The organism is Acinetobacter sp. FY683, assembly GCF_059515885.1.
On sequence record NZ_JCAKNA010000003.1, the window covers coordinates 141,552 to 165,057 of the forward strand.

At 38.1% G+C, this 23,506-nt stretch carries 25 protein-coding genes and 1 tRNA gene; 25 read left to right on the forward strand and 1 reads right to left on the reverse strand.

The annotated features are described in order from the left end of the window. The first annotated feature begins 9 nt into the window (after positions 1-9). The 24 genes from AC5YDH_RS02715 to AC5YDH_RS02830 all read left to right on the forward strand — a co-directional run bounded on the left by AC5YDH_RS02715 (position 10) and on the right by AC5YDH_RS02830 (position 22,615). A complete protein-coding gene (locus AC5YDH_RS02715; RefSeq protein WP_496116747.1) occupies positions 10-453 on the forward strand; it encodes a GNAT family N-acetyltransferase in 444 nt (147 codons plus the stop codon). Then, a complete protein-coding gene (locus AC5YDH_RS02720) occupies positions 446-949 on the forward strand; it encodes a hypothetical protein (RefSeq protein ID WP_496116748.1) in 504 nt (167 codons plus the stop codon). The genes AC5YDH_RS02715 and AC5YDH_RS02720 overlap by 8 nt, the downstream gene beginning before the upstream one ends. Continuing rightward, a complete protein-coding gene (locus AC5YDH_RS02725) occupies positions 946-1,380 on the forward strand; it encodes a hypothetical protein (RefSeq protein ID WP_496116749.1) in 435 nt (144 codons plus the stop codon). Before AC5YDH_RS02720 ends, AC5YDH_RS02725 begins: the two co-directional genes overlap by 4 nt. Further along, positions 1,380-3,443: a methyl-coenzyme M reductase gene (locus AC5YDH_RS02730; RefSeq protein ID WP_496116750.1), complete on the forward strand. Its 2,064-nt coding sequence runs from the start codon at positions 1,380-1,382 to the stop codon at positions 3,441-3,443. The genes AC5YDH_RS02725 and AC5YDH_RS02730 overlap by 1 nt, the downstream gene beginning before the upstream one ends. Continuing rightward, positions 3,443-6,298, forward strand: a complete 2,856-nt coding sequence (locus tag AC5YDH_RS02735; protein WP_496116751.1) for a lytic transglycosylase domain-containing protein — start codon at positions 3,443-3,445, stop codon at positions 6,296-6,298. The genes AC5YDH_RS02730 and AC5YDH_RS02735 overlap by 1 nt, the downstream gene beginning before the upstream one ends. A 56-nt stretch (positions 6,299-6,354) precedes the next feature. Then, positions 6,355-6,630, forward strand: coding sequence for a hypothetical protein (locus AC5YDH_RS02740; RefSeq protein ID WP_496116752.1), 276 nt, complete (start codon positions 6,355-6,357; stop codon positions 6,628-6,630). A 68-nt stretch (positions 6,631-6,698) separates the two neighbouring features. Further along, a complete protein-coding gene (locus AC5YDH_RS02745; RefSeq protein ID WP_496116753.1) occupies positions 6,699-9,224 on the forward strand; it encodes a hypothetical protein in 2,526 nt (841 codons plus the stop codon). Between the two features lie 63 nt (positions 9,225-9,287). Beyond that, a complete protein-coding gene (locus tag AC5YDH_RS02750) occupies positions 9,288-9,626 on the forward strand; it encodes a hypothetical protein (protein ID WP_496116754.1) in 339 nt (112 codons plus the stop codon). A gap of 4 nt (positions 9,627-9,630) precedes the next feature. Beyond that, entirely contained in the window at positions 9,631-11,280 is a 1,650-nt protein-coding gene (gene terL / locus AC5YDH_RS02755) for a phage terminase large subunit (RefSeq protein WP_496116755.1), read from the forward strand. A 9-nt stretch (positions 11,281-11,289) separates the two neighbouring features. Continuing rightward, positions 11,290-12,261 (forward strand): hypothetical protein, encoded by a 972-nt coding sequence (locus AC5YDH_RS02760; protein WP_496116756.1) that lies wholly within the window; start codon positions 11,290-11,292, stop codon positions 12,259-12,261. 2 nt (positions 12,262-12,263) lie between these two features. Beyond that, positions 12,264-12,740: a hypothetical protein gene (locus AC5YDH_RS02765; RefSeq protein ID WP_496116757.1), complete on the forward strand. Its 477-nt coding sequence runs from the start codon at positions 12,264-12,266 to the stop codon at positions 12,738-12,740. Positions 12,741-12,826: 86 nt separating this feature from the next. Beyond that, the gene (locus tag AC5YDH_RS02770; RefSeq protein WP_496116758.1) at positions 12,827-13,108 is read left to right on the forward strand and encodes a phage holin family protein; all 282 of its coding nucleotides are present in this window, start codon (positions 12,827-12,829) and stop codon (positions 13,106-13,108) included. Next, entirely contained in the window at positions 13,095-13,637 is a 543-nt protein-coding gene (locus tag AC5YDH_RS02775; RefSeq protein ID WP_496116759.1) for a glycoside hydrolase family protein, read from the forward strand. The genes AC5YDH_RS02770 and AC5YDH_RS02775 overlap by 14 nt, the downstream gene beginning before the upstream one ends. Next, a complete protein-coding gene (locus AC5YDH_RS02780) occupies positions 13,634-14,149 on the forward strand; it encodes a hypothetical protein (RefSeq protein ID WP_496116760.1) in 516 nt (171 codons plus the stop codon). Before AC5YDH_RS02775 ends, AC5YDH_RS02780 begins: the two co-directional genes overlap by 4 nt. A 346-nt stretch (positions 14,150-14,495) precedes the next feature. Continuing rightward, positions 14,496-16,313, forward strand: coding sequence for a translation elongation factor 4 (lepA, locus tag AC5YDH_RS02785; protein WP_496116761.1), 1,818 nt, complete (start codon positions 14,496-14,498; stop codon positions 16,311-16,313). A 21-nt stretch (positions 16,314-16,334) separates the two neighbouring features. Next, on the forward strand, positions 16,335-17,162 hold the full coding sequence (gene lepB, locus AC5YDH_RS02790) for a signal peptidase I (protein ID WP_496116762.1): 828 nt from the start codon (positions 16,335-16,337) through the stop codon (positions 17,160-17,162). Positions 17,163-17,184: 22 nt separating this feature from the next. Next, a complete protein-coding gene (locus AC5YDH_RS02795) occupies positions 17,185-17,559 on the forward strand; it encodes a DUF4845 domain-containing protein (RefSeq protein WP_496116763.1) in 375 nt (124 codons plus the stop codon). Further along, positions 17,531-18,229, forward strand: a complete 699-nt coding sequence (gene rnc / locus AC5YDH_RS02800; RefSeq protein WP_496116764.1) for a ribonuclease III — start codon at positions 17,531-17,533, stop codon at positions 18,227-18,229. Before AC5YDH_RS02795 ends, rnc begins: the two co-directional genes overlap by 29 nt. After that, positions 18,229-19,260, forward strand: a complete 1,032-nt coding sequence (gene era / locus AC5YDH_RS02805; RefSeq protein WP_496116765.1) for a GTPase Era — start codon at positions 18,229-18,231, stop codon at positions 19,258-19,260. Before rnc ends, era begins: the two co-directional genes overlap by 1 nt. 30 nt (positions 19,261-19,290) lie before the next feature. Then, the gene (locus tag AC5YDH_RS02810) at positions 19,291-19,494 is read left to right on the forward strand and encodes an NF038104 family lipoprotein (RefSeq protein WP_496116766.1); all 204 of its coding nucleotides are present in this window, start codon (positions 19,291-19,293) and stop codon (positions 19,492-19,494) included. A 23-nt stretch (positions 19,495-19,517) separates the two neighbouring features. Next, positions 19,518-20,231 (forward strand): DNA repair protein RecO, encoded by a 714-nt coding sequence (gene recO / locus AC5YDH_RS02815; protein WP_496116767.1) that lies wholly within the window; start codon positions 19,518-19,520, stop codon positions 20,229-20,231. Between the two features lie 9 nt (positions 20,232-20,240). Next, positions 20,241-20,969, forward strand: a complete 729-nt coding sequence (gene pdxJ, locus AC5YDH_RS02820) for a pyridoxine 5'-phosphate synthase (protein WP_496116768.1) — start codon at positions 20,241-20,243, stop codon at positions 20,967-20,969. A 3-nt stretch (positions 20,970-20,972) separates the two neighbouring features. Continuing rightward, a complete protein-coding gene (locus tag AC5YDH_RS02825) occupies positions 20,973-21,626 on the forward strand; it encodes a MiaE family protein (RefSeq protein WP_496116769.1) in 654 nt (217 codons plus the stop codon). A 158-nt stretch (positions 21,627-21,784) separates the two neighbouring features. After that, positions 21,785-22,615, forward strand: a complete 831-nt coding sequence (locus AC5YDH_RS02830) for a DUF4198 domain-containing protein (RefSeq protein ID WP_496116770.1) — start codon at positions 21,785-21,787, stop codon at positions 22,613-22,615. Between the two features lie 98 nt (positions 22,616-22,713). Here the strand turns inward: AC5YDH_RS02830 and AC5YDH_RS02835 are convergent. Beyond that, positions 22,714-22,789: transfer RNA gene (locus AC5YDH_RS02835), tRNA-Asn, on the reverse strand. Positions 22,790-23,040: 251 nt separating this feature from the next. On the opposite strand from AC5YDH_RS02835, the gene AC5YDH_RS02840 reads away from it, so the two are divergent. After that, the gene (locus AC5YDH_RS02840) at positions 23,041-23,493 is read left to right on the forward strand and encodes a hypothetical protein (RefSeq protein ID WP_496116771.1); all 453 of its coding nucleotides are present in this window, start codon (positions 23,041-23,043) and stop codon (positions 23,491-23,493) included. Positions 23,494-23,506: the final 13 nt, after the last annotated feature.

Here is a 23,506-nt window from a genome sequence, read left to right on the forward strand (position 1 = left end):
GTAGCGTGCATGTCCGATATTCCAAAGCTTATTCAAATTGCTCAAGGCTTTATTGATGAAGCTCCGAACTATAAAAATCGAGAGCTCAATATTAAAGCTCTTGAGGAAAATCTAAGCTCAATTATTGCGACTGATGGTAGTGGTGTTGTTTTTGTGGTTATTGCAGATCAGCAGATTGTTGGTGGCATTGTGTGTTTGACAACAAAGGACTGGTTCAACGATCAGGTGATTGCATTTGAACAAGTCTTCTATGTAATGCCTGAATATCGTGCTAGTCGTGCGCCATTGTTATTGATAGATGCGTTTTTAAATTGGGCTAAAAATATGGGAGCTAGTCGAGTGCAATGCGGTACAACGACAGGGATAAGTACGAAAGGCTGTGTACGATTATATGAGCATTTCGGCTTTGTTCAGCACGGCATTCTTTTAGATCTGGAGTTAGGCAATGAGTGAAATTAGTCAAAACCAAAACACACTTATCCTTGATGACATTTTAAGTAATGCCGAACGTCTTACCTATGTTCAGATTGTGAAGCAAATTCAGAACAAAATTGTTGTCGGTATTAAGGACAATCATGTGGATGAAGTTGTACCGCCAGTAACACATCATTTTGCACCCGGTATTTATATGCGTCAGATGGATGCAAAGGCAGGAACGCTTGTGGTTAGCAAAATGCACAGCACTGAACATCAAAATATTTTATTGAAAGGTGCTGTCTCTTTAATCACTGAAGATGGTGTGAAAACGATTTATGCACCGAGCATCATGTTGTCACAACCAGGTACAAAACGAATTGGTTACTTTCACGAAGATAGTTCTTGGCTCACGATCCACCCAACAGATGAAACCGATGTGGATGTTTTAGAGGAATCCCTAACTATTCCTGAAAGTGAAATAGATAGTTTTCTTGCAAGCATTGGCTATCAAGATAAGGAGTTTATCGCATGAGTATGGCTTATGTTGCTATTGCTGCAACGGTTATTACAACAGCATATACAGGTTATACGCAACACGAAAATAACAAGTACATGGAAAAACAGGCACAGGCAGATGCCGATGCTGTAGCGGCACAAGGTCGTGTTGAAGCTGAACGTATTCGGAAGGATAAGGAAAAGGCGCAATCAAAAGCACGTGCGGCACTTGCAGAGAATGGGCTTAGTGTCAATGAAGGTACTTCAATTGTGATTAATGACCAGATTGAACAAGACGGCTCATATGATGCAAATATGGCAGAAATCGCAGGCTATAACGGATCACAGCGTTTAAGAGGTGAAGCGAGCGTTTATGGTAAGAATGCTAAAACTGCTTTAATCGGTGGTGCGATTGGTGCCGCGAGTTCGGGGGTGTCTGCTTATGGCAACACAACAGGGTGGAAATAATGGCTAGAATTCCTATGGGTAATTTTGGTAATGCGATGCCACAAGTTGAGCGTACTCGCATGCCACAACAAGATAATATTTCTGCATCTTTAGTGAATGCATCTCAAGTATTTGGTCAGGCTGTAAATCAAAGAGACAAAGCTCAGCAAGAAGCCGAAGTTTCAGCGAAACGATTAGAATTACATGGCAATCAGTTGGCAGAACAAGAGGCTAAAATTAAGCTAGATGATGCTCTTACAACTCAAATGTCAGAACAAGTTACGCTTGTTAAAAATGATGTATTGAATGGTGTTTATGATGCAAAAAAAGGCGATGAAGCATTAAAAACATGGGGTGCAGCTAAATACAAAGAGCTTGAAGAAGACATGCCAATGCATGCGCGTACTCAATTACAGCAGTATTGGAAAAGCAATGTAGATAAAGAAGCAGTAAGCTTATTACCCTTACAACTACGTGCAGATGCTCAAAAAGGTGTAGTGGTTGCAGACAAAGCTTTTGATGTTGCCACTCGCTATGACCGTGAAAAAGGACGTGAGTATTTAAAAAACAATTTAAATAGCCTTAATATTTCAGAAGCTGAAAAAACAGATCGCTTGCTTAAATACGATACCACTCGTGATATTTTAGACATCGATGATCGAATTACGATAGCAGTCAGCGGAAAAGATACATCTGATTTAACTACACTAATAAGTGATTTAGATGAAGGTAAATACGGTTATTTAGATGGTCCAACTGCACAAAATAAAAAGAACCAGGCATTAAGTCGAATTGACGCGATTAACAAAAAAAATGAAGTTGAAGAAAACAAACGTGTGCAGGTCGCAGGTAAAGTATTCAATGAATATAAGTCTCAAGTATTAACTGGTCGCATGCTTGATGATGACTATCGCAATGATGTAAGAAAGTCTGTTGCAGGCACAGAACATGAAGCTGAGTTTGATTTTTACGACAAGCAATCATCTAATTTTCAGAGCTTTTCACGTAAATCTACGAGTGATCAATTGGCTTTAATTAATCAGCAAAAAGCCAATATGAAGAATTCATCAACAACGGATGCAGTGACGGAAGGAAAAATTCTAGGCGTTTATGAAAGTTTGTATAACGAAAAACTAAGTACGATTAAAAGCAATCCTAATCAGGCTGTGCGTGAAGCAGGTTTAGAGGTGCATGAGCTTACGAGTGTGGAATTGAAAACAAATTCTAATTCATTCATAAAAAAAGCGATTGAAAACGGTGTTAGTCAAATGTCGTTAAAAGATGCCAATGTCAAAGTTCTACCTATTTCCAATGAGGATCTACCAGAAGCACGTAAAGCATTTAATGATATGGGTGTTGATCAGAAGTTGAATTTTATTGGTGGACTTATTGATCAATCCAAAGGCGTAAAAAACGGTGCGAAAATATGGGGTTCGCTACTAGGTCAATTGGGTGGTGGCTCAATGAATTATGTATCGGCAGGATTGGCACAAATGAACGGATTTAAAAGTACGGAAAATCGCCACCTTGCAACGTCAATCATTAATGGCACACAGCTTTTAAAGAACAAGCAATTAATAATGCCTAAAGAAGCTGAACTGAAAACAGAATTTAATAAATATGTAGGCAATACGCTTTCAGGAACTTCTGCAAATAACGCTTATGAAACTTTCAAAGCTGTTTATGCTGACACGCTGAATGAGCGAGCTATTCAGCATAAAGCAACAGATGAAGCACCAAACAAGGATGTTTTAAAAACTGCTTTAGGTATGGCAACTGGTGGTGTCTATACGCAATCAGGCAAACATAAAAATTATCTAGGCGAGAGCGTAAAGGATTGGAAAGTATCAAAACCTTACGGTTGGACTGATAGTAAATTTGAAGCATATATAAATCACGGATATGAACGTGTTGCAAAAAACACAGGACTACCAGTACATGAACTTGAATCTTTAAGACTTCATCGATCAGAAAAGAAAACTGAAAAGGGTGAAATTCAATACGACCTAATCAATGAACGCGGTAATCCATTACAGGTTAAAGGCGTGATTTGGCGTATTTCATTACCAGGAGCAACTAAGTAATGTGGATTAGTGAACTTGATGACGATGAACAAAAAACAGTAAATACACTAACTGCCAAAGGGCTTTCAGCTAAACCTAAAGGTAAAAAAGAAGTTGGCTTATTTGATGGTGCTGCATCTGCTGTGCCTCGTGGAATATTGGCAGGCGGATTGAAAGTAGCCGATACTGTTGCTAAACCGTTTGAGCGTATTGGCGATCACTTGGGTTGGGCGATAGATGAAATTAAAACGGGTGAAATGTACGAACCATTGGACGTTCGTAAAAAATCATTTGAACAGATTCATGAAGAAAAAAATAAAGATCGCCGTGATAAATTGGTCATGGAGGTTGAGCAACTACAGGATGCTGAAAATACAGGTACCGCAGGTAATATCCTCTTTGGCGTATCTGATTTTGCTACAAGGGCAGTTGTAGGTAGTTTGGTTGCAGGTCCTGCAGGTGCAGTAGCAACATCTGGCTTATCTGAAACTAATTATAGCTATGAAGAGCTTCAACACAAAGGTGTTGATAGTGATACAGCTTTGAAAGTGGCATCGGTTGATGGGGTTGTTGCAGGATTAAGTGCAGCACTTCCTATCTCATACGGTTTAAAGGGTACTGGTGGTGTAGCAAAAGATGCTGTTTTGTCGATTGCAGGTGCAACAGGGCTATCTACAGGTGGTCAATATGCAAGTGGTAAAATACTTAAAGCTGACGGTTATGATAAACAAGCCAAAAAATATGAAATTACACCTGAAAGTATAAGTACTGAAGTTGCATTAAATGCCTTGATGTTTGGCGCAAGTCGTTATGCTCAACATCGAAGCCAAGTGAAATTAAAAGAGAATTTGGATCCTGAAGCAAAAGCAGATGCGATCAACAGCGCATTGGTTTTGAATGAAGCTGAATTAGATAGTGTTGCACCTGTAGAACCAACGAATGCTATTCAGGAAAATAACCATTTAAAAAATCTAAATAGTGCGATTGAGAATGTAAAGTCTGGCCGTTTTGTCAATGTGGCTCACCCTGTTAAGGGTGAAGAAAAACAAAAGTCTATAAACTATGAATCAATGGCTTTGCCAAATAATGCAAAATCAATTGCACGTAAAGCACAACAAGAAGGCGTTGATCCATCGGTAGCTCTAACGATTAGTCATATTGAAACAGGCGGATCATTCAGCCACACAGCTAAAAACCCAACTTCTACAGCACATGGTTTATTTCAGGTTTTAGATAAAACATGGAAAGGACAAGGCGGTGGTGATAGAAGTAATGTGGATGAGCAAATCAAACAAGGTTTAAAGCACATCAAGAATGCTAATGCATCAATGCGTAAAAGCCTTGGACGTGAGCCTGTAGCACATGAACAATATTTAGGGCATTTACTTGGACCAGGTGGAGCATCTGCAGTATTAAAAGCAGATCCAAATGCAAAATTATTAGACATTGTCCGAAAATACGATTCTAAAAATGCAAATGCGATTGTTAAAAATAATGGCATGGATGGACTAACTGTAGGGCAAGCGGTTAATAAATGGCGCACTAAGTGGAATAGCTTGAGCTCTAAATATGGATCGAATGGAACAAGTACCGCTATTGGTATGGATGGTTCAAGCTACGACTTTGCTTATGAGGTTAAATCTTTAAGTGAATTGATCGCATCGAATGATACTGCTTATGGTGTGAATCCGCTTTACCCATCGGAATTACAGCCACGTGATAGAACACGTGAAGCGTCACGTCAGCAGATTGAGGACATTGCAAATAATTTAAAACCTGAATGGTTGGGCGAATCTAATATGTTATCTGATGGTGCGCCAATCATCGGCATGGATAACGTAGTCGAGTCAGGGAATGGGCGTATACTTGCGCTAAATTTAGCACATGAAATCGGTAAGGCAGATGAATATCGCTCGTATATTGAAAATTATGCACGTGAGAAAGGTTGGGATATTTCAGGCATAGACAAGCCTGTATTAGTCCGCACACGCTTAACAGATACAGACCGTGTACAATTCACCAAGTTAGCAAATGAATCCAATGTAGCGCAATTCAGTGCAACTGAGCGTGCAGTGAGTGATGCCGACCGTTTACCAGATGCATCATTCTTAAAGATCAATAATGATGGTTCAATTAATTTAGATGGCTCAATGGATTATATTCGTGGCTTTCTCGATCAAGTGCCACAGTCGGAACGTGCAAGCTTAATCACAGAAGATGGGCGTTTATCTCAAGAGGGAAAACGCCGTATTGAATCTGCAATCACACATCAAACCTATGATGATTCAAGCCTTATTACTCGGTTAGCTGAAAACCTAGACGATGATAGCAAAACCGTTTTAAATGCATTATTGCGTTCAGCTCCGCAACTATCTCAATTGAATGCATTGGTGAAACAAGGTGGTAGGCATCAAAATACAATTGCTAAAGATTTAGCTCAAGCAGCACAAAAACTTTCAGACTTAAAAGCTAGTGATTTAACTGTTCAAGATTATTTAAATCAAGGTCAGTTGATCGATGACGGTTTAAGTGTTGGAGCTAAAGATTTTCTAAATGTTTTTGATCAAAACAAACGAAGTGCAAAAGGAATTAGTGAAAACATTCAATCTAAGATGGATGAAATTGAAGCCATGGGTGATCCAAGACAAGGCTCATTATTTGGTGATGGCCCTGAAGAATCCGCAGCACTTGATATTATTTTAAATAACCCTGATCAACATATCTCAGTTAGTCGTTTGGATCCCGATGGAAATGTTGAAGAAATTACGATGACTTTACGCGAACGCTTAGATGAATTAGAAGCGGAAGCAAAACAGGCACATGAGGACACTTTAGCAGCACAAACTGCGATTAGTTGTGCTTTACAGTTTGGTTGATAAAATGTCTAATAACCATTCTAAAGCCTATCAAAAATTAAATAAGGATTAATATTATGCGTATTTTTACCGAGGTTGTTGGTGGGCCAAATGATGGTGATCTTGTTCGGGTTAATGGTGATACCTATATAGCATTTGATTTCAGTATGTTAGATATAATTTCACCAGATGTTAACGCTAAGTTAAAAGAAATACAGTATCGTAGAAGTAAGGCATTCTTTATTTTTAATAATAAATACTACACGAGAGAATTTTTTGTTTGCAAAAGTTCAGATCAAGATAAAGCAATAAAGAGTTTTCGTGGTTATTTTAATCCTGTCTTTAAGAAGTGATGAATCATTACCCAACAAACCACACTTAAAACCATGCTCAGATAGTAAAAACTATTTGAGCATTTTTTATGAAAGAACAATGCAAGCAAGCTGTAGCAAAAGCACTTGGTAAAGAGAAACTTAATCAGCAAGAAGTTCAGCAGATCGAACAGCGTGTTCAAGATGCAATGAAAACTATTGCGAAAAAAGATATTCAATCTTGGCGCAACTTATCTGAATCTGAAAAACTTGTTAAAGCGAGTGAATTTGTTGCTCAAGATATTCAAGATCAACTCAAGCGAAAACATAAAATCGCAGCTCAAGACATTCTCACTCAAAATAAAAATCTAGCATTGTTAGATCACCCAACACTTTCAGCAAGTGAAGTTGTAGACCGCATGGTTGCACCTCACGGTGATATGTCAGGCGTACAGTCCTTAGATTCTAAATCACGTGCAATCGCATCAATCTATCGAGGTGATTTGGTTGATTTCTACACCAACGTAAAAGGTGGGTTAGGCGTATTCACTGATAAAGAATTAGTCACAAAAATTGTGCGTGAACGCTTTGGCGATAGTACAGGAGATGCTTTAGCTAAAAAAATTAGTGACAAAATGGGCGAGGTATTCGAGGGGATGCGTGAACGCTTTAATCGCTCAGGTGGTGACATTGGCAAGCTTGATGATTGGGGCTTACCACAAACACATAGTCTTGAAAAAATTGCTGTAGCCGGGAAACAAGAGTGGGTTAGCAAAGCCGAACAGCTTATAGATCCTAAAAAATACGTGCATGAAGACGGCAGTTATTATTCACAAGATCAAATCCGTGAACTTCTTGAATACTCATTTGACACATTAACAAGTAATGGCGCAAACAAAACAGAAATTGGTCGTCAATCTACAGGGGCTTCATCCAAAATTACAAGCCGACATTCCGAAAGTCGTGTACTGCATTTTAAGGATGCTGACGCATGGATGGATTACCAAGCCGACTTTGGCGGTATGCCTTTTGTGGATTTGGTGGAGGCGCACATCAATGGATTATCTAAAGATATTGCTATGGTTGAAAATCTTGGGAGTAATCCTAAAAATTCCATGCGCATATTAATGGATGCAGCAGAAAAGAAAGATTGGCTAAATGGTGTGGATGCCAATACAACAGGTAAATCACGTAAACGTGCACAAGGTATGTTTGAAGAATTTACAGGGCAAAACACACCACAATCCGAAGTCTTAGCAAATTTAGGTTTGGCATATCGCTCAATGAACGTTGCTTCTATGTTGGGCGGTACAACACTATCGAGCGTAACAGATCAAGCCATGATTGCTAAAACAGCCTCAGTACATGGGATTGCATTCCGTAAAACCTTTGGTGAATTACTTACACAGTTAAATCCGAAAAATAAAGAAGACCGCATTCAAGCCCATAGCTTAGGCTTAGCAACTGATGAAATGTTAGGTTCAATTGCACGTTGGGCGGATGATGGGCTAACTTCTGTACATGGTAAATCTCAAAAGTTAGCACGTATATCAAGTGGTGTGGCTTCTCAGGTTATGCGTGTATCTGGTTTAAATGCATTAACTGCTGCTTCAAAAGTCGGCTTTACAAAAATGCTTATGGAAAAGTACGGACGTTTAAGCCGTGATAAAGCATGGTCGGATCTAAACGAAATGGATCGTGAGCTTATGTCTAAGACAGGATTAAGCGAACGCGCATGGGAAGTCATGCGATTGGCTGAACCTGTTTTAGATCGTAAAGGTAATCAGCTTATGTCTGCACGTTCAATTTATGAAATTCCTAATGACAAATTAACTCAGTTCGGTGATCCGCAAAAAGTTAAAGATGAAATTGCAACAAGTTTTCAGGCACATTTACTTGATGAACAGGGTATGGCAGTTATTGAGGCTGGATTACGCGAACGTACATGGATGAGTGCAGGTCAAAAGAAAGGTACAGGCATGGGCGAGATTGTAAAATCCATGCTTCAATTTAAATCATTCTCTGCATCATTCCTTATGCGCCACGGTAGTCGAGCAATGGCACAACCAACGGTTGCAGGGAAAGCAAAATATGCAGCCTCATTAATTGCAATGACCACGGTCTTGGGTGGATTGGTTGTACAGCTTCGAGAACTATCCAACGGCAATGATCCACAAACAATGTGGGATAGTGAAGATCCTGAAAAATCTTATGAGTTCTTTAAACGTGCATTTGTTGCAGGTGGTGGCTTGCCAGTGCTAGGAGATATTCTAGTGGCAGGTACGGATACAAGCGGTCGTGATGCTTCTGATTTTTTAGCAGGTCCTTTTGGTTCAGACTTTAAAACAGCATTATCTTTGACTGTGGGTAATGCATCAAAACTTTCAAATGGTACCGATACCAATGCAGGTAATGAGGCATTCAAGGCTTTAAAAAGTAAATTACCAGGACAAAACCTTTGGTACACAAAAGCGGCAGCAAATCGACTTATCTTTGATGAAATGCAAGATATGATTGCACCAGGATATCGTGAAAAGTTAATGCAAAAAGCAGAACGAACACAAGATCGTACACGTTTTTGGGGTGATGACATTACAGATATTCAAGCACCTGACTTTGAACGTGTGATTCAGTAAAAGACACCCAACAAACAGCTAGACCACCCCTTGTATATATGACCTATATACAGGGGATTTTTTATGGCGAATGAAAAAAGTAAAGTCGGAAAGCTCAAGCCTGAAACAAAAGAGAAATTAGAATTTTGTTTAGAGATGACTTCAAAGGATGCAATTGATTTAGTCACGGAAGCTTATGGCCAAAATATTTTTGACAAGAAAGGTCGTGGCGATAAAGTTTGGCTTTATAAGGGCGCAAAAGAAGCCTTAACAGTCATGGAGAAATTAAAGCGAGTTTTGCTTGATGATGAGCTGACTACTGGTGGTGCGGATGATAGAAAGATTTCTCCCGAGGCACAGGCGACTGCTTTACTAGAGAGTGTTGCCAAAAAATTAGAAGAACGCAAACAGCGTCCGAGCTAATTAAATGAAAGTTTCCTTTGCTGCGTTTTTTCTCATTTATGCCGAAGTGATGAATTGGGATGTTCCCGACTTTCATTTAGATGTTTGTGACTTCTTGGAAGATTACGGGCCACTTGGTTTATTAATGATGCCACGTGGTCACGGTAAATCAACAATGCTTGATATTTACAATGCTTGGATGCTTTTCATAGATCGCAATCGACTAATACTTCACCAAGGCGCAACGGATGGGGATGCATCAAAATGTAGCCGAGGAACACAGCAAGTCATTGAAAAGCACCCATTGTGCCAAATCTTCAAGATGTTTAAAGAACGTGGCGAGTTGCAAAAGTGGTGGGTTAATGGCTCAGAGGATGTGCGTCACGGCTCACTACATGCACGTGGTGTTCTTTCAAACGTTACTGGTGCGCGTGCAAATGATATTCAAAACGATGATGTAGAAATGCCTGCAAATATCGCAACTCCTGAAGCACGTGAAAAATTGCGTTATCGATTATCTGAGCAAACACACATTTTAATACCTGGTGGACGAAAACTCTTTATTGGTACACCTCACACCCACGATTCGCTCTACACATTGGTTCAAAAACAAGGTGCAAAGTGTATGATTCTAAAAATGTTCAAAGAAGAAAAACGCTTTCAAAATACAATTGAATGTTTAGTTGATTTTAAGCCGATATATGTTTTTAGTGGCATTGGTGCTACAGCAAGACTACTAAAAGAAAAAGAAGATTTTCTTGTTAGAACGAATGGCAATACATGGGAAATAATTTTTAGTGAATCTCATTACCTAATTGACGTATATAGTGAATCTTTGTGGCCTGAACGCTTCACTCATGTAGAGATGGAAAAGCGCCGTAAAGAGTGTAGAACACTAAACGAATGGGATTCGCAATATCAAATGCATGCGAAGCCTGTTGGTGAAGTGCGCCTTGATCCCGACAAAATGATTCCTTACGACTGTGAGCCTGTTTTAAAACGTGCGAACGGTCGAATGATTATGATGCTTGGAGAGCGTCAGATTGTTGGCGTAACGATGCGTTGGGATCCATCAAGCGGAAAATTAAAATCAGATATTTCATCCGTTGCTTTGGTCTTGCATGACGACTTTGGTGTGAAGTATTGGCATAGATCAATAGCACTCACAGGTGAGGTTATTGTCACAAATCAATCAGGTGAGATTACAGGCGGTCAAGTTTGGCAGTTATGCGATTTAATCGAAGAATTTAACGTACCTAAAGTAACGATTGAAACAAATGGCATTGGTAACTTTGCACCTGCATCGCTTAAATCATGTTTGAAAAAACGTGGTATTCAATGTGGTGTATCTGAACAACATTCTGTTGGTCAAAAAAACAAACGTATTCTAGATGCGCTTGAAGGGCCTTTATTATCTGGTCTTTTATGGGTTCATACTTCAGTAATTGATACACCTGAAGAAGGTGAAAACAGCTCAAGGCAATATAAAAACATGCGCATGTTTAATCCTGCAATTACTGAACAGCCTGATGATGATTTAGATTCTTTAGCTGCTGCAGTTACAGATCAACCTGAACGCGTCGGGAAAATACACAGAACAAACGAAGTCAATCAGCGTCTTAATTTAAGAGGGAATGGTGGCGTAGTTGAAGCCACTTTAGATTTTGAAAATTAGGAGAAGGCAATGCCAGTTCAAGAGGCAATTCCTTATTCGGAAGCTATTGGGAATGGTGTAAGTGAATCGTTTGCTTTAGGTTTTCCGTGTGGAAAAAAAGAATATTTAATAGTCAAAGTGAATGATGTTCGAATTGATGGTTCTGCTTGGGCACTTAGTAATAACACAGTTACTTTCAACACAGCACCAATACTAAACGCTTTTATTCAATTTAAGCGTGAAACCAAAATTGAACGTACAACTGATTATGCAACATATAACGACTCATTGCGTGGCCCAGTATTAAACCAAGACTTCGATAAAATTTATGAAATCTTACAAGAAAATAAAGCTGATACCACACAATATGAACCTGACTATGAATACTCTATAGCAAAAGCAAATGAAGCGCATCGTATAGCACAAGAGGCTTATGAACTTGCTGAATTAACTGAGATAGAGCATGGCGGTACTGGTGCAAGAGATATCGAAGGTGCACGCAATAATCTAGAAGTCTATAGTCAAGCCGAAGTTGATGCACTTGTTGTAACAGGTGGTGAGGGTATTACTGTTCCTATATCAGGTGGTGGTACGGGTGCAACCACACCAGAGCAAGCGCGTGAAAATCTTGAGGTAATGTCTATTAATGAGATTAATACAGCTCTCATTAGTATGTTTGCATCAGATAAAGAATCTGTCGGCTATCAGGAGTTTCCTGGTGCAGATGGGAAAAAATTAACTGTACATTGGGGGCGTTGGTCTAGTACCACGGGAACTACGGATGTAGAAGGTTTCTACGAGACAACAGCTATATATACAGCGTATAAAAAGGCTTTACCAAACAAAGTATTGTGTGAGCAAGTCAGTGTGGGGGATGTTGGTGGTTTAGGTCTTGCTGAAGGTGCTTTGATTAACGCCTTTGTAGGTGGGGCAAGTGTTATTGCATACTGTAAGAAAGCTAGTGCAGTAATATCAGGAACTTGGTTTGTAGCAGGGTATTAAATATGGAATTAGCATATAGCATTAAAAAGAAAGCATTTTATGATTTAGAGATTGCGTATAATGATTTGCCAGATGACATTATCATTGTTAACTCTGAGCAAGAAGAAATAATCAGAGTGGGTTTGACACAGGGTTGTATTATATTCCCTAACTTAACTGTATCTGAGCCAAAACCATCGCAATTTCACGAATGGGATAATATTGCAAAAGGATGGGTCGATCCACGAACTCCTAACGAGATTTCAGAATATAATCGCTCTATCATGCCAAACCTAAACAAGCGTGAATTTCGTAAAAAATTGCGCGACGCCAAGCTATTTGAACAAGCTGAAAAATACGTGCGTTCAAGTGGTGACGGCTACCTAGAAGATGCTTGGGATTATTCAGATTTTTACTCAAGAACAGACCAATTACTTATTCAAATACTAGAAGCGGTAGGTTCGACACCTGAACAGCTTGATGCAATTTGGAAAGCATAAACAGCAATTAATACACGAATAAAACTTACTAACCCTGATCTTTAATTAGATCAGGGTTTTTTAATACCAAAATTTAAGGGGGAAGCATGTCGGAGCATACACATGCAGTAATAGAAACAAGCGGTGTTATCACTTCTTCAGCAGTTAAAACAACTGTAGTTGGTGGTGGTGCTTCATTTATTGGCAAAGTAACAGGAATGGATCCAATGGCAATCATTGGTCTTGTGGTAGGTATTGGCGGTTTGATTGTTAGTGCATTAGGTTTCTTGGTTAATTGGCATTACAAGAGACAAGAGAATCAACGAGCAAAAGAACTTCATGAATTGAAAAAGAAGAATTTGCTTGGAGAGTGTGATGTCAAAGACTAGATACTATGTTTTAGGATCATCTATAGCTTTAGCGATTGGCGGTTTTTTTATATCTGGTCCAAGCAATGAACAAGTACACGCCACTGCAGTAAAAGAAGGATTTACACCTAAACCAGTTATTCCGGTGAAAGGTGACATTCCTACAATTGGTCACGGCACAACGGTTTATACAAACGGTGTGAAAGTCAAAATGTCTGACCCTGCAATCACACGAAAGCAGGCGTTTGAATACCTGAAAGCTCATATCGATAAAGATGCACAGCGATTCAATAAAACAATTTTGAATGTGCCAATTTCTCAGACTGAATATGACGTTTATATGGATTTTACATATCAGTACGGTACTGGTGCATGGTCGCAGTCTTCAATGCTTCGCAATCTGAAGCAAGGTAAATATAAACAGGCTTGTGATTCGTTACTTAAATATAAATACGTTGCAAAGCGTGATTGCTCAATTCGTAAAAACAACTGTCATGGCGTGTGGACTCGACAACTTGAGCGTCATTCAAAATGCATGGGGGCGCAATGAAATTAGCTATTCAAAATTTTATCAATAAGTTCTATCAAGCAATCATTATTATTTTATTGGCCATAATTTTAATTGGCTCAATTTTTGGTGTTGTACAAACTTGGTGTGCATCTAGTTGGAAAGCAGACTATCAATTACTGGATGCTAAGTACAAAACGGAAGTAGCTGAAGCAAAAGCAGCAACAGAACAAGCCAAAGCTGAAGCACGTGAACAGGAAAAAATTTGGGTAGAACAATTTTTACAAGCGGAGAAAAATTACAGTGAAAGCCTCAAAGATATCATTGCTGATAGCAATAGCGCTAAGTCCACTATTGAGCGCATGTCAAAGCAAATCAATACAGCCACAAGCCGTATGTCCACAGCTACCAAAGAAACCATTATTGAGTACGCCAATACCAACGGTGACATACTCAAAGAATGCATTGGAAAATATCAATACGTGGCAGAACAAGCTGACAAACACGCAATTGATGCGAAACGATTGAGTGATGCATGGCCTGAAAAACCATAACGGTGATTTTAACAATATGGTAAAGGCATCGAATTCGAGGGATTTAATTGTGGCGAATATGCCATTTTTAATTAGGTGTAATTCCACCATTTTAATCAGATCGAATTCGTACCAATTAGAATCACCACCCATCCACAATGTCACACCAATCTTTTAGCATCTTTCTGCAATCATATAAATGCGTAGATTGTGGCGAATGAAACGCCTAAATTAAGTTAAGCTGAGTGTATATTTTTAAAAGTGTTCTGCTTTATACTGTGCCAATATTTAGTGAACATTCTTTTGACACGTCATAGGTACTTTTAAAATCAAGTACATGATTGTGTACATATTTTTAAGGTAGCACATGGCAACAGCTAAAAAGTCTGTAAATATCAATAATATACGTAACTTTTCGATTATTGCGCATATCGATCACGGAAAGTCGACTCTAGCCGATCGTTTTATTCAAACCTGTGGTGGTTTGCAAGACCGTGAAATGCAAGCACAAGTTCTAGATTCTATGGAATTAGAACGAGAGCGTGGTATTACCATTAAAGCAGCATCGGTAACGTTGTATTACACACATCCGAATGGTGAAGAATATCAACTTAACTTCATTGACACACCTGGACACGTAGACTTTTCTTATGAAGTGTCTCGTTCACTTGCTGCCTGTGAAGGTGCTTTGCTTGTGGTCGATGCTGCACAAGGTGTGGAAGCTCAATCGGTTGCGAACTGCTATACAGCAATTGAGCAAGGTTTAGAAGTTCTTCCTGTATTGAATAAAATTGACTTACCTCAAGCAGAGCCTGAGCGTGTCATTCAAGAAATTGAAGATATTATTGGTATTGAAGCAACTGAAGCACCAACATGTTCTGCTAAAACAGGTTTAGGTATTGAAGGTGTTTTAGAAACACTGGTTAATATTATTCCTGCACCAGTGGGTGATCGTGATGCACCATTACAGGCTTTAATTATTGACTCATGGTTCGACAACTACTTAGGCGTTGTATCGTTAGTTCGTATTAAAGAAGGTCGTGTACGTAAGGGCGATAAAATGTTGATGAAATCAACAGGCCAAACGCACATTATCACTTCTGTAGGTATCTTTAATCCCAAACATACTGAAACAGGCATCTTAGAAGCGGGTGAAGTTGGTTTTGTCATTGCGGGTATTAAAGATATTTTTGGTGCACCAGTGGGTGACACTATTACACTTGCAACAACACCAGAAGTTGCAACATTACCTGGTTTTAAAAAGGTTAAGCCTCAAGTATATGCAGGTTTATTCCCTATTGATGCAAGTGATTTTGAACCATTCCGTGATGCGTTACAGAAATTACAAATTAACGATTCGGCATTGTTCTTTGAACCTGAAAGTTCTGATGCTTTAGGTTTTGGTTTCCGTTGTGGCTTCTTAGGTATGCTGCACATGGAAATTGTACAAGAGCGTTTAGAGCGTGAGTACGATTTAGACCTGATTTCATCTGCGCCAACTGTAATTTATGAAGCAGTGATGAAGAGTGGTGAAACGATTTATATCGACAGCCCTTCAAAAATGCCAGATGGTTCTACAGTAGAAGATCTTCGTGAACCAATTGCTGAATGTAATATTTTAGTACCGCAAGAATACTTGGGTAATGTAATGACATTGTGTGTTGAGCGCCGTGGTGTGCAAAAAGACATGAAGTTTATGGCAAACCAAGTTGCAATTACTTTTGAAATTCCGATGGCTGAAGTAGTCATGGATTTCTTTGATAAATTGAAATCTTGCTCGCGTGGTTTTGCATCACTCGATTACAATTTTGTACGTTTTGAAAGTTCATCTTTGGTTAAAGTGGACGTGCTGATTAATGGCGATAAAGTTGACGCTTTAGCTATGATTTGTCACCGTCAAGATGCTCGTCATCGTGGTATTGCGCTTGTTGAAAAAATGAAAGATTTGATTCCACGTCAAATGTTTGATGTTGCAATTCAGGCTGCTATTGGTGCACAAATTATTGCGCGTTCAACAGTAAAAGCAATGCGTAAAAACGTATTGGCTAAGTGTTATGGTGGTGACGTTTCACGTAAGAAGAAACTTCTATCAAAACAAAAAGAAGGTAAGAAACGTATGAAGCAAGTGGGTAGTGTTGAAATTCCACAAGAAGCGTTCCTTGCAGTACTGAAAGTAGAAAGATAAAACAAAGAGGTCATTTAGCTCATGGATTTTGATTTTAATTTAATCCTCGTACCAGCCACACTAATATTCTTTTTAGTGTGGCTATTAGATAAGTTTGTCTTTAAACAAAGACAAACGAAAGGGCGTGGAAATGAAAATTTCATTATCACATGGGCTTATGACTTTTGGCCTGTTTTAGCGGTTGTATTAGTTTTACGTTCATTCTTGTATGAGCCATTCAATATTCCATCGGATTCTATGGTACCTACTTTAGAAACTGGCGATTTTATTTTGGTGAATAAGTTTGATTATGGCGTTCGCCTACCTATTATCAACAAAAAAATTATTGATGTTGGTGAGCCTGAGCGTGGCGACGTTATTGTTTTTCGTTACCCGCCACAACCTACCATTAGTTATATTAAACGTGTTGTAGGTTTACCGGGTGATCATATTGTTTATGATCACGGTCAACTTACAATTAATGGTACAAAAGTTGCTAAAGTTCCTGTGGAATTTAGTCGTGAAAAAGATGCATTAGATACACCGACATCTATTTATCATAAAGAAACTTTAGGCGACCACACATTTACTATGCGTGAGCTTGATGGAGTGAATGTTGCACGCCAAGCACCGTTTATCAACTATATTGAAAATGGTAAGTATGTAAATACAAATGGTTTATATTGGGAAGTTACAGTTCCAGAAGGGCACTACTTTGCAATGGGTGATAACCGTGATCAAAGTGCTGACAGTCGTTTTTGGGGATTTGTACCAGAAGAAAACTTAACAGGACGCGCTTTCTATAAATGGATGCATAAAGAGCCTGGATTTAAAATCCCATCTTTTGGTCGAAATGGGGCTATTGATTAATAACAATTAAAGTGGGGGCGTTATGCGTAAATCTCAGCTTGGGGCTTCGTATATATCAATTTTGTTTGTTGTAATTTGCTTTATTGTGGTCGTGAAGTTTTTGGTTGCTATTTCAGGACCATACTTTGATGATAGAATGATTAATAAGGAAATATCGAGTGTGTTGAAAAACACGACTAAAGATATTTCTGTGGATAACCTAAACAAGCAAATGAATCAGCGTTTTTCAATGAACAATATCAAGAATGTTCAATTTAAAGATATTGCAAAAGTAACGAAAGACGACCGTTTGTTTGTTAGGAAAAAGTATGAAGTAAGAAGACCTTTCTTATTCAATATAGATTTAGTGTTAAAGTTCGAGAAAAATTTTGATCAAAGCTCAGTCCAAACTAAATGAAAGTCGTTTAGTGAGTCGCATAGGGTATCAGTTTAAACAACCTGAATTGTTACAGCTGGCATTGACCCACCGCTCGGTGAGCCATAAATTAAATTATGAGCGTCTAGAATTTTTAGGTGATTCATTGTTAGGGATGATTATAGCGAATTATCTCTATCATGCTTATCCACATGAAAATGAAGGGCGCTTAACGCGTATGCGTGCAACCTTAGTGCGACAAGAAGCACTAGGTAAAATTGCCAACGACTTAAAATTAAGCCAAAACTTAATTTTAAGTACAGGTGAGTTAAAGTCTGGTGGTCATCACCGTGAATCTATTTTGGCAGATACTGTAGAAGCAATTATTGGTGCAATTTATGTAGATTGTAATGATCTTACGATATTGGAACCAATTGTTTTAAAATGGTATGTACCTTATTTAGATCATATTGAGCCAACAGATCAACTGAAAGATCCTAAATCGCGCTTACAAGAGTATCTACAAGCACGTAAAAAGCCTCTCCCGCTTTATGAGGTTGTGGATATTCAGGGTGATGCGCCGAATCAACACTTTAAAGTAGAGTGTATTGTTCAGGGCTTACCCGTGAAGTATGGAGAAGGGTCTAGTCGTCGCTATGCTGAACAATCAGTTGCGGCAGATATTTTAAAACTTTTGGAGATCAAGTCTTAATGACTACTCATTCCGATCACATCGATGCTGATCACGAGTCGCAAGAAAGCGACAGTAACGATTTAATTAGCCAATTCTTTAGTTCGCAAGGAACAGATATTCCTGCGGATTATAAAAGTGGATTTGTTGCTATTGTAGGTCGCCCGAACGTGGGTAAATCTACGTTAATGAACCACATTTTGGGTCAAAAGCTTTCTATCACTTCACGTAAACCACAAACAACGCGTCATAAAATTGTGGGTATTGATACACGTGAAAAATCTCAGGCTGTATTTGTAGATACTCCAGGGATGCACAAAAAAGAAGTACGTGCGATCAATAAAATGATGAATCGTGCTGCACATTCTGCATTACGTGATGTAAACCTTGTTTTATTTGTAGTTGATGCACAGAAGTGGACACCAAACGATGAACTTGTTTTGGAAAAACTTCAAAATGCTGATATGCCAGTGATTTTGGTAATTAATAAACTTGATACTTTTGAAAATAAGAATCAAGCATTACCATTGATTCAAGAACGTGCAAAACTTATGAATTTTGCTGAAATTGTTCCTGTATCTGCGTTACGTGGTGCGAATCTAGACCACTTGCGTGACACCATTGAGCGTTATTTGCCGTTCCAACCGCCGCTATATTCAATGGATCAAATCACAGACCGTTCAGAGCGTTTCTTAGCATCTGAAACGATTCGTGAGAAAATCATGCGTCAATTAGGTGAAGAGCTTCCTTACGATTTAACAGTTCAAATTGAATCTTTTAAAACAGAAGAAGCAACAGTAAATGAAAAAACAGGTCGTCCAAAAGCTGCTTGTACATATATTGATGCCACTATTTTTGTAGATCGTCCAAGCCAAAAAGCCATTGTAATTGGTGAGCGTGGCGCGAAGCTGAAAAAAATTGGTATGGATGCACGTGTGGACATGGAAAAAATGTTCGAACAGAAAATTATGCTGACACTTTGGGTTAAAGTGAAAGGTGGTTGGTCTGATGATGAGCGTGCATTAAAGAGTTTAGGGTATAGCGATATTTAATATCGCTTGGCTAAAAGCTTAGGGGCTGTAATGATTAATGTGGTCATTGTCGGAATATGTATTTTATTTCTGCAAGGATGCATTACTAAAATTGTTACAGTTCCTGTTAAAGTTGCTTATAAAGCAACAAAAGGTGTTGTTAAAGGTACTGTTGCAGTTGTGGGTGCTGTTGTTCCACATGGGCATGATGATGCTGATTCAAATGAAGATGATGAAGATAAGCAAAAAAAATAATATTAGGATTAAAAACTTGCCTTATGCGCAATGAAATTTTGCATGGTTATTTAATTCATCACCGAAAATATCGTGATCGTAGCCATATTGTGCATTTATTTACACAAGAGCATGGTCGTGTCGATGGAATTTTAAGACAAACTCCACCACCTCAATATCAACCGATCTGCCTGCAAGCATCAGGGAAATCTGAATTAAAAAATTTTAGTAAATTAGAAATTGTAAATCAGCCGATTTTTTTTCATGGTGATGCCTTTTTTTCAGGTTTTTATTTGAATGAAGTTTTATTAAGACTTTGTCCACTTGAGGTAGAGATGCCTCAAAGCTTTGTGCAATATTCAAAAACGTTAGAGCAATTACAAAAGTTATCTCAACAAGAAGATCAAAACTTATTTTTACGTCAAATTTTACGTCAATTTGAACATGAATTATTAGAGGATTTAGGTTATGCAATTGATTTTTCAGTCGATTCAAATCAATCACCTATTTCTAGTGAAATGAATTACCAGTTTCAACTGAATGATGGATTTCTTGCCACTGCTCAAGCATCTCGATCTGCAATTTCGGGTGCTTTAATTGAAACAATGATGCAGTATGAAAAAGGTGGGGAATTTAATCTACAACAGTTACAATTACTCACTAAGCTATATCGACAAGTGATTACTTCGCTATTAGGGGATCGCCCTTTAAAAAGTAGGCAATTGTGGGTTCAAAACGCTCAAACTCATCGTAAGTAGGAAAGTATTATGGCTGCATTATTAGGTGTAAATATTGACCATGTTGCAACTTTGCGACAAGCACGTGGCACCTCTTATCCAGATCCTGTAAATGCGGCATTAATTTGTGAGCAAGCGGGTGCAGAAGGTATTACTTTGCATTTGCGTGAAGATCGTCGCCATATTCAGGATGCAGACGTATATCGTATGCGTAAAGTATTAAAAACTCGTATGAATTTGGAAATGGCAGTAACCAATGAAATGGTTGAAATTGCTAAAAATGTAAAGCCACATCATATTTGCTTTGTTCCTGAAAAGCGCCAAGAAGTTACAACAGAGGGTGGTTTAGATGTTGTAGGTCATTTTGAGGATGTAAAAAAAGCGACTCAAGAACTTACGGCAATTGGTTGTGATGTTTCATTATTTATTGATGCTGATTTTGCACAAATTGATGCTGCTGTTGCATGTGGTGCACCAACCATTGAAATCCATACAGGTGCTTATGCCGATGCAGAAACAGCTGAACAGCAGCAAGCAGAGCTTGATCGAATTGTAAAAGGTGCTGAATATGCGGCATCAAAAGGTTTGGTTGTAAATGCAGGGCATGGTTTAAATTTGCATAATGTCACACCAATTGCGAAAATCCCACAAATTCACGAATTAAACATTGGTCATTCTATTATTGCTGATGCAGTATTTATTGGTTTAGCAGAAGCAGTGAAAGAAATGAAAGCGGTTATCAAGGCGGCACGTAAGTAAGTTATGTCTACAATTAATTATGATGAACTCATGCAACCAGTTATTGGTTTCTTGGGTTGTAAAACGCCACAGCCTTGGCTAGATGAAGCAGTAAATAACTTAGAAGTTTTAATGCAAGATCATGCTAATTGTGAGAAAAAAGCAGCAAGTACCGCAATGAACTTGATGTTTCGATATAGCTATTTTGTCGATTTACAAGTGAAACTTGCACAGCTTGTACGTGAAGAAATGTTGCACTATGAACAAGTTTTATCGCTAATGAATAAGCGTGGGCAAGCTTGGCAAAATTTGAGTGCAGGGCGTTACGCAGGTGGTTTGCGCAAAGAAATTCGTACTTATGAGCCTGAAGCATTAATTGATGTATTGGTGATTGGGGCATTTGTTGAAGCAAGATCGTGTGAGCGTTTTTATTCGCTTGCTCCACTTGTAGATGAAGAATTAGGACGTTACTACCGTTACTTATTGAAGTCTGAATCTCGCCATTATGAGGATTATTTAGCACTTGCAATAGAAGTTGCTAAAACATCTAAGTTGAAAAATCCTGAAGAGGATATTCAACAGCGTATTGACCATATTCGTGAAGTAGAAAAGAATCTGATTTTAGCACCAGATGAGCTTTTCCGTTTCCATAGTGGTGTACCTGTGAAGGCTGCTTAAATATTAAAGAATACTAAAACCCCTCAGAATTAAGTTCTTGAGGGGTTTTGTTTTTCTGTAATTATGCTTAACACCGATAAATATTAATGATAATCATTTGTATTATAAGTCTGGTTAATTTAATCTTGAGGCTGAAAATTGTATATAGATTATATCGCATGAAATTATTGAAGACGGGTCTGTGGCTGTGTAGTTCTATATTTTTAATGACTCATACTTATGCACATTACCCTTATGTTGCTCCGTTAAGTTATCAAACTTTTAATAATCACTCTGCTATTGTTTCGGGTTTTTATGACAATCCATTTTCACCTGAGATTGCAATTAAAAATTTTAAATTTCACTATCACAATCCACAAGGTGAAAAGATTGAAATTGCAGATGAGCAGTGGGCTAAAACTCAAACGCTAAGTAGTATGAGTTTGGAAAATAAAGTTGATGGAACTTATCGAATTCGTGGGGTAAAACAAGGGGCGACAACTCAATTTGCTCTAGATGAAAAGATGTGGAAGGTGGTAATAACGGGGAAACCAGTAGCAACTAAGCCAGCTTCTACAAAAGTTATATATGAGTCGCAATTAGATAAAAAGAACAAGGTTAAAACCGTTCAGGTCACAGAGATTATAGAAACCTTTGTATCGCGTAAAAATACAAGTAATAAAGTGTTTGAGCATTTACATGATGGTTTGGATATTCAATTTTTAACACATCCAAATGCAATACGTGCGAATCAACCTATTCATTTAAAGCTTATAGATAATAAAAAAGGTATTTCTAATTTGGGTGCTGAGGTTTTAACGCAAACAGTTAATTTCTCACGTGATACTAAAGTGTATAAAGAAGTAACAACAGATGAGCAAGGAAATTTGAATTTTACAATTAAAGATAAAGGGCAATATTTGTTGAAAATAGATTATCAACAACCATTTGATATAAAAAGTGATAGCTTAAAGCGCTATAAATATACTTTGAGTTTTAATGTTATTTGATTTGCTTAAAAGGGCATCTAGCTAAAAAAGTTAGGTGCTTTTATTTTAAATAAGACATAAAAAAGCCCAAGTCTTAAATGCTTGGGCTTTTTAATATTTGGCTCTCCAACCTGGGCTCGAACCAGGGACCTGCGGATTAACAGTCCGTCGCTCTACCGACTGAGCTATTGGAGAATCTGCATGCGATTATAAGGACATTTACTAGTGGGTCAAGGGGAAACTGTCATCTTTCTTACATTTTTAATCTGTATGCTTTTTATTTGAGCAGAAATCAAAAAATTAAAGAAAAATTGAATGAAGTGCTTGCAAAGAAAAACTGCTGTTGCTAATCTGATATTAACAACAGAGCGTTTAAACGAAAGTTTAAACAGTGTGGATTTAAAACCAACTTGCCAGCACTAAAATGGCTAAACAGGAGAAAGCGAATGAATACGCTCACTATCCCTCAAATTTTCACTAATTTTTCTTTTTACAAAGAAAACTATCTTTCAATTATCAATAATGCTGATCAATACTATGTACCTGTACAAGGTGCTGAAGTACAAATTTGGCCATTAACATCTCACCAATTATTTCTAGGTGATTTATTGCAACTTTGGTTTGGTGATAAATGGACGGTAGATTCGAAGAAGAAACTACTGATCAACACTATTCTGAGAGATAAATCTTTAGATCATGTTGAACAAGATTTGTTTGTCTATGAAATTAAAGGTAGTTCAATTACTGGTCAAGATGCTTCAAAAGCTTGGTCATTAAGTGAAAATAAAGCAGTTGATATTTCAGTAGGTTCAATTTTTCAATTTTATTGTGTATTTAGAGGATTATCTCGTCCTGTTCAGATATTCAATCAAGCAGATAAGTTGAAATCTGCAATTTAATTTTTTGAATGAG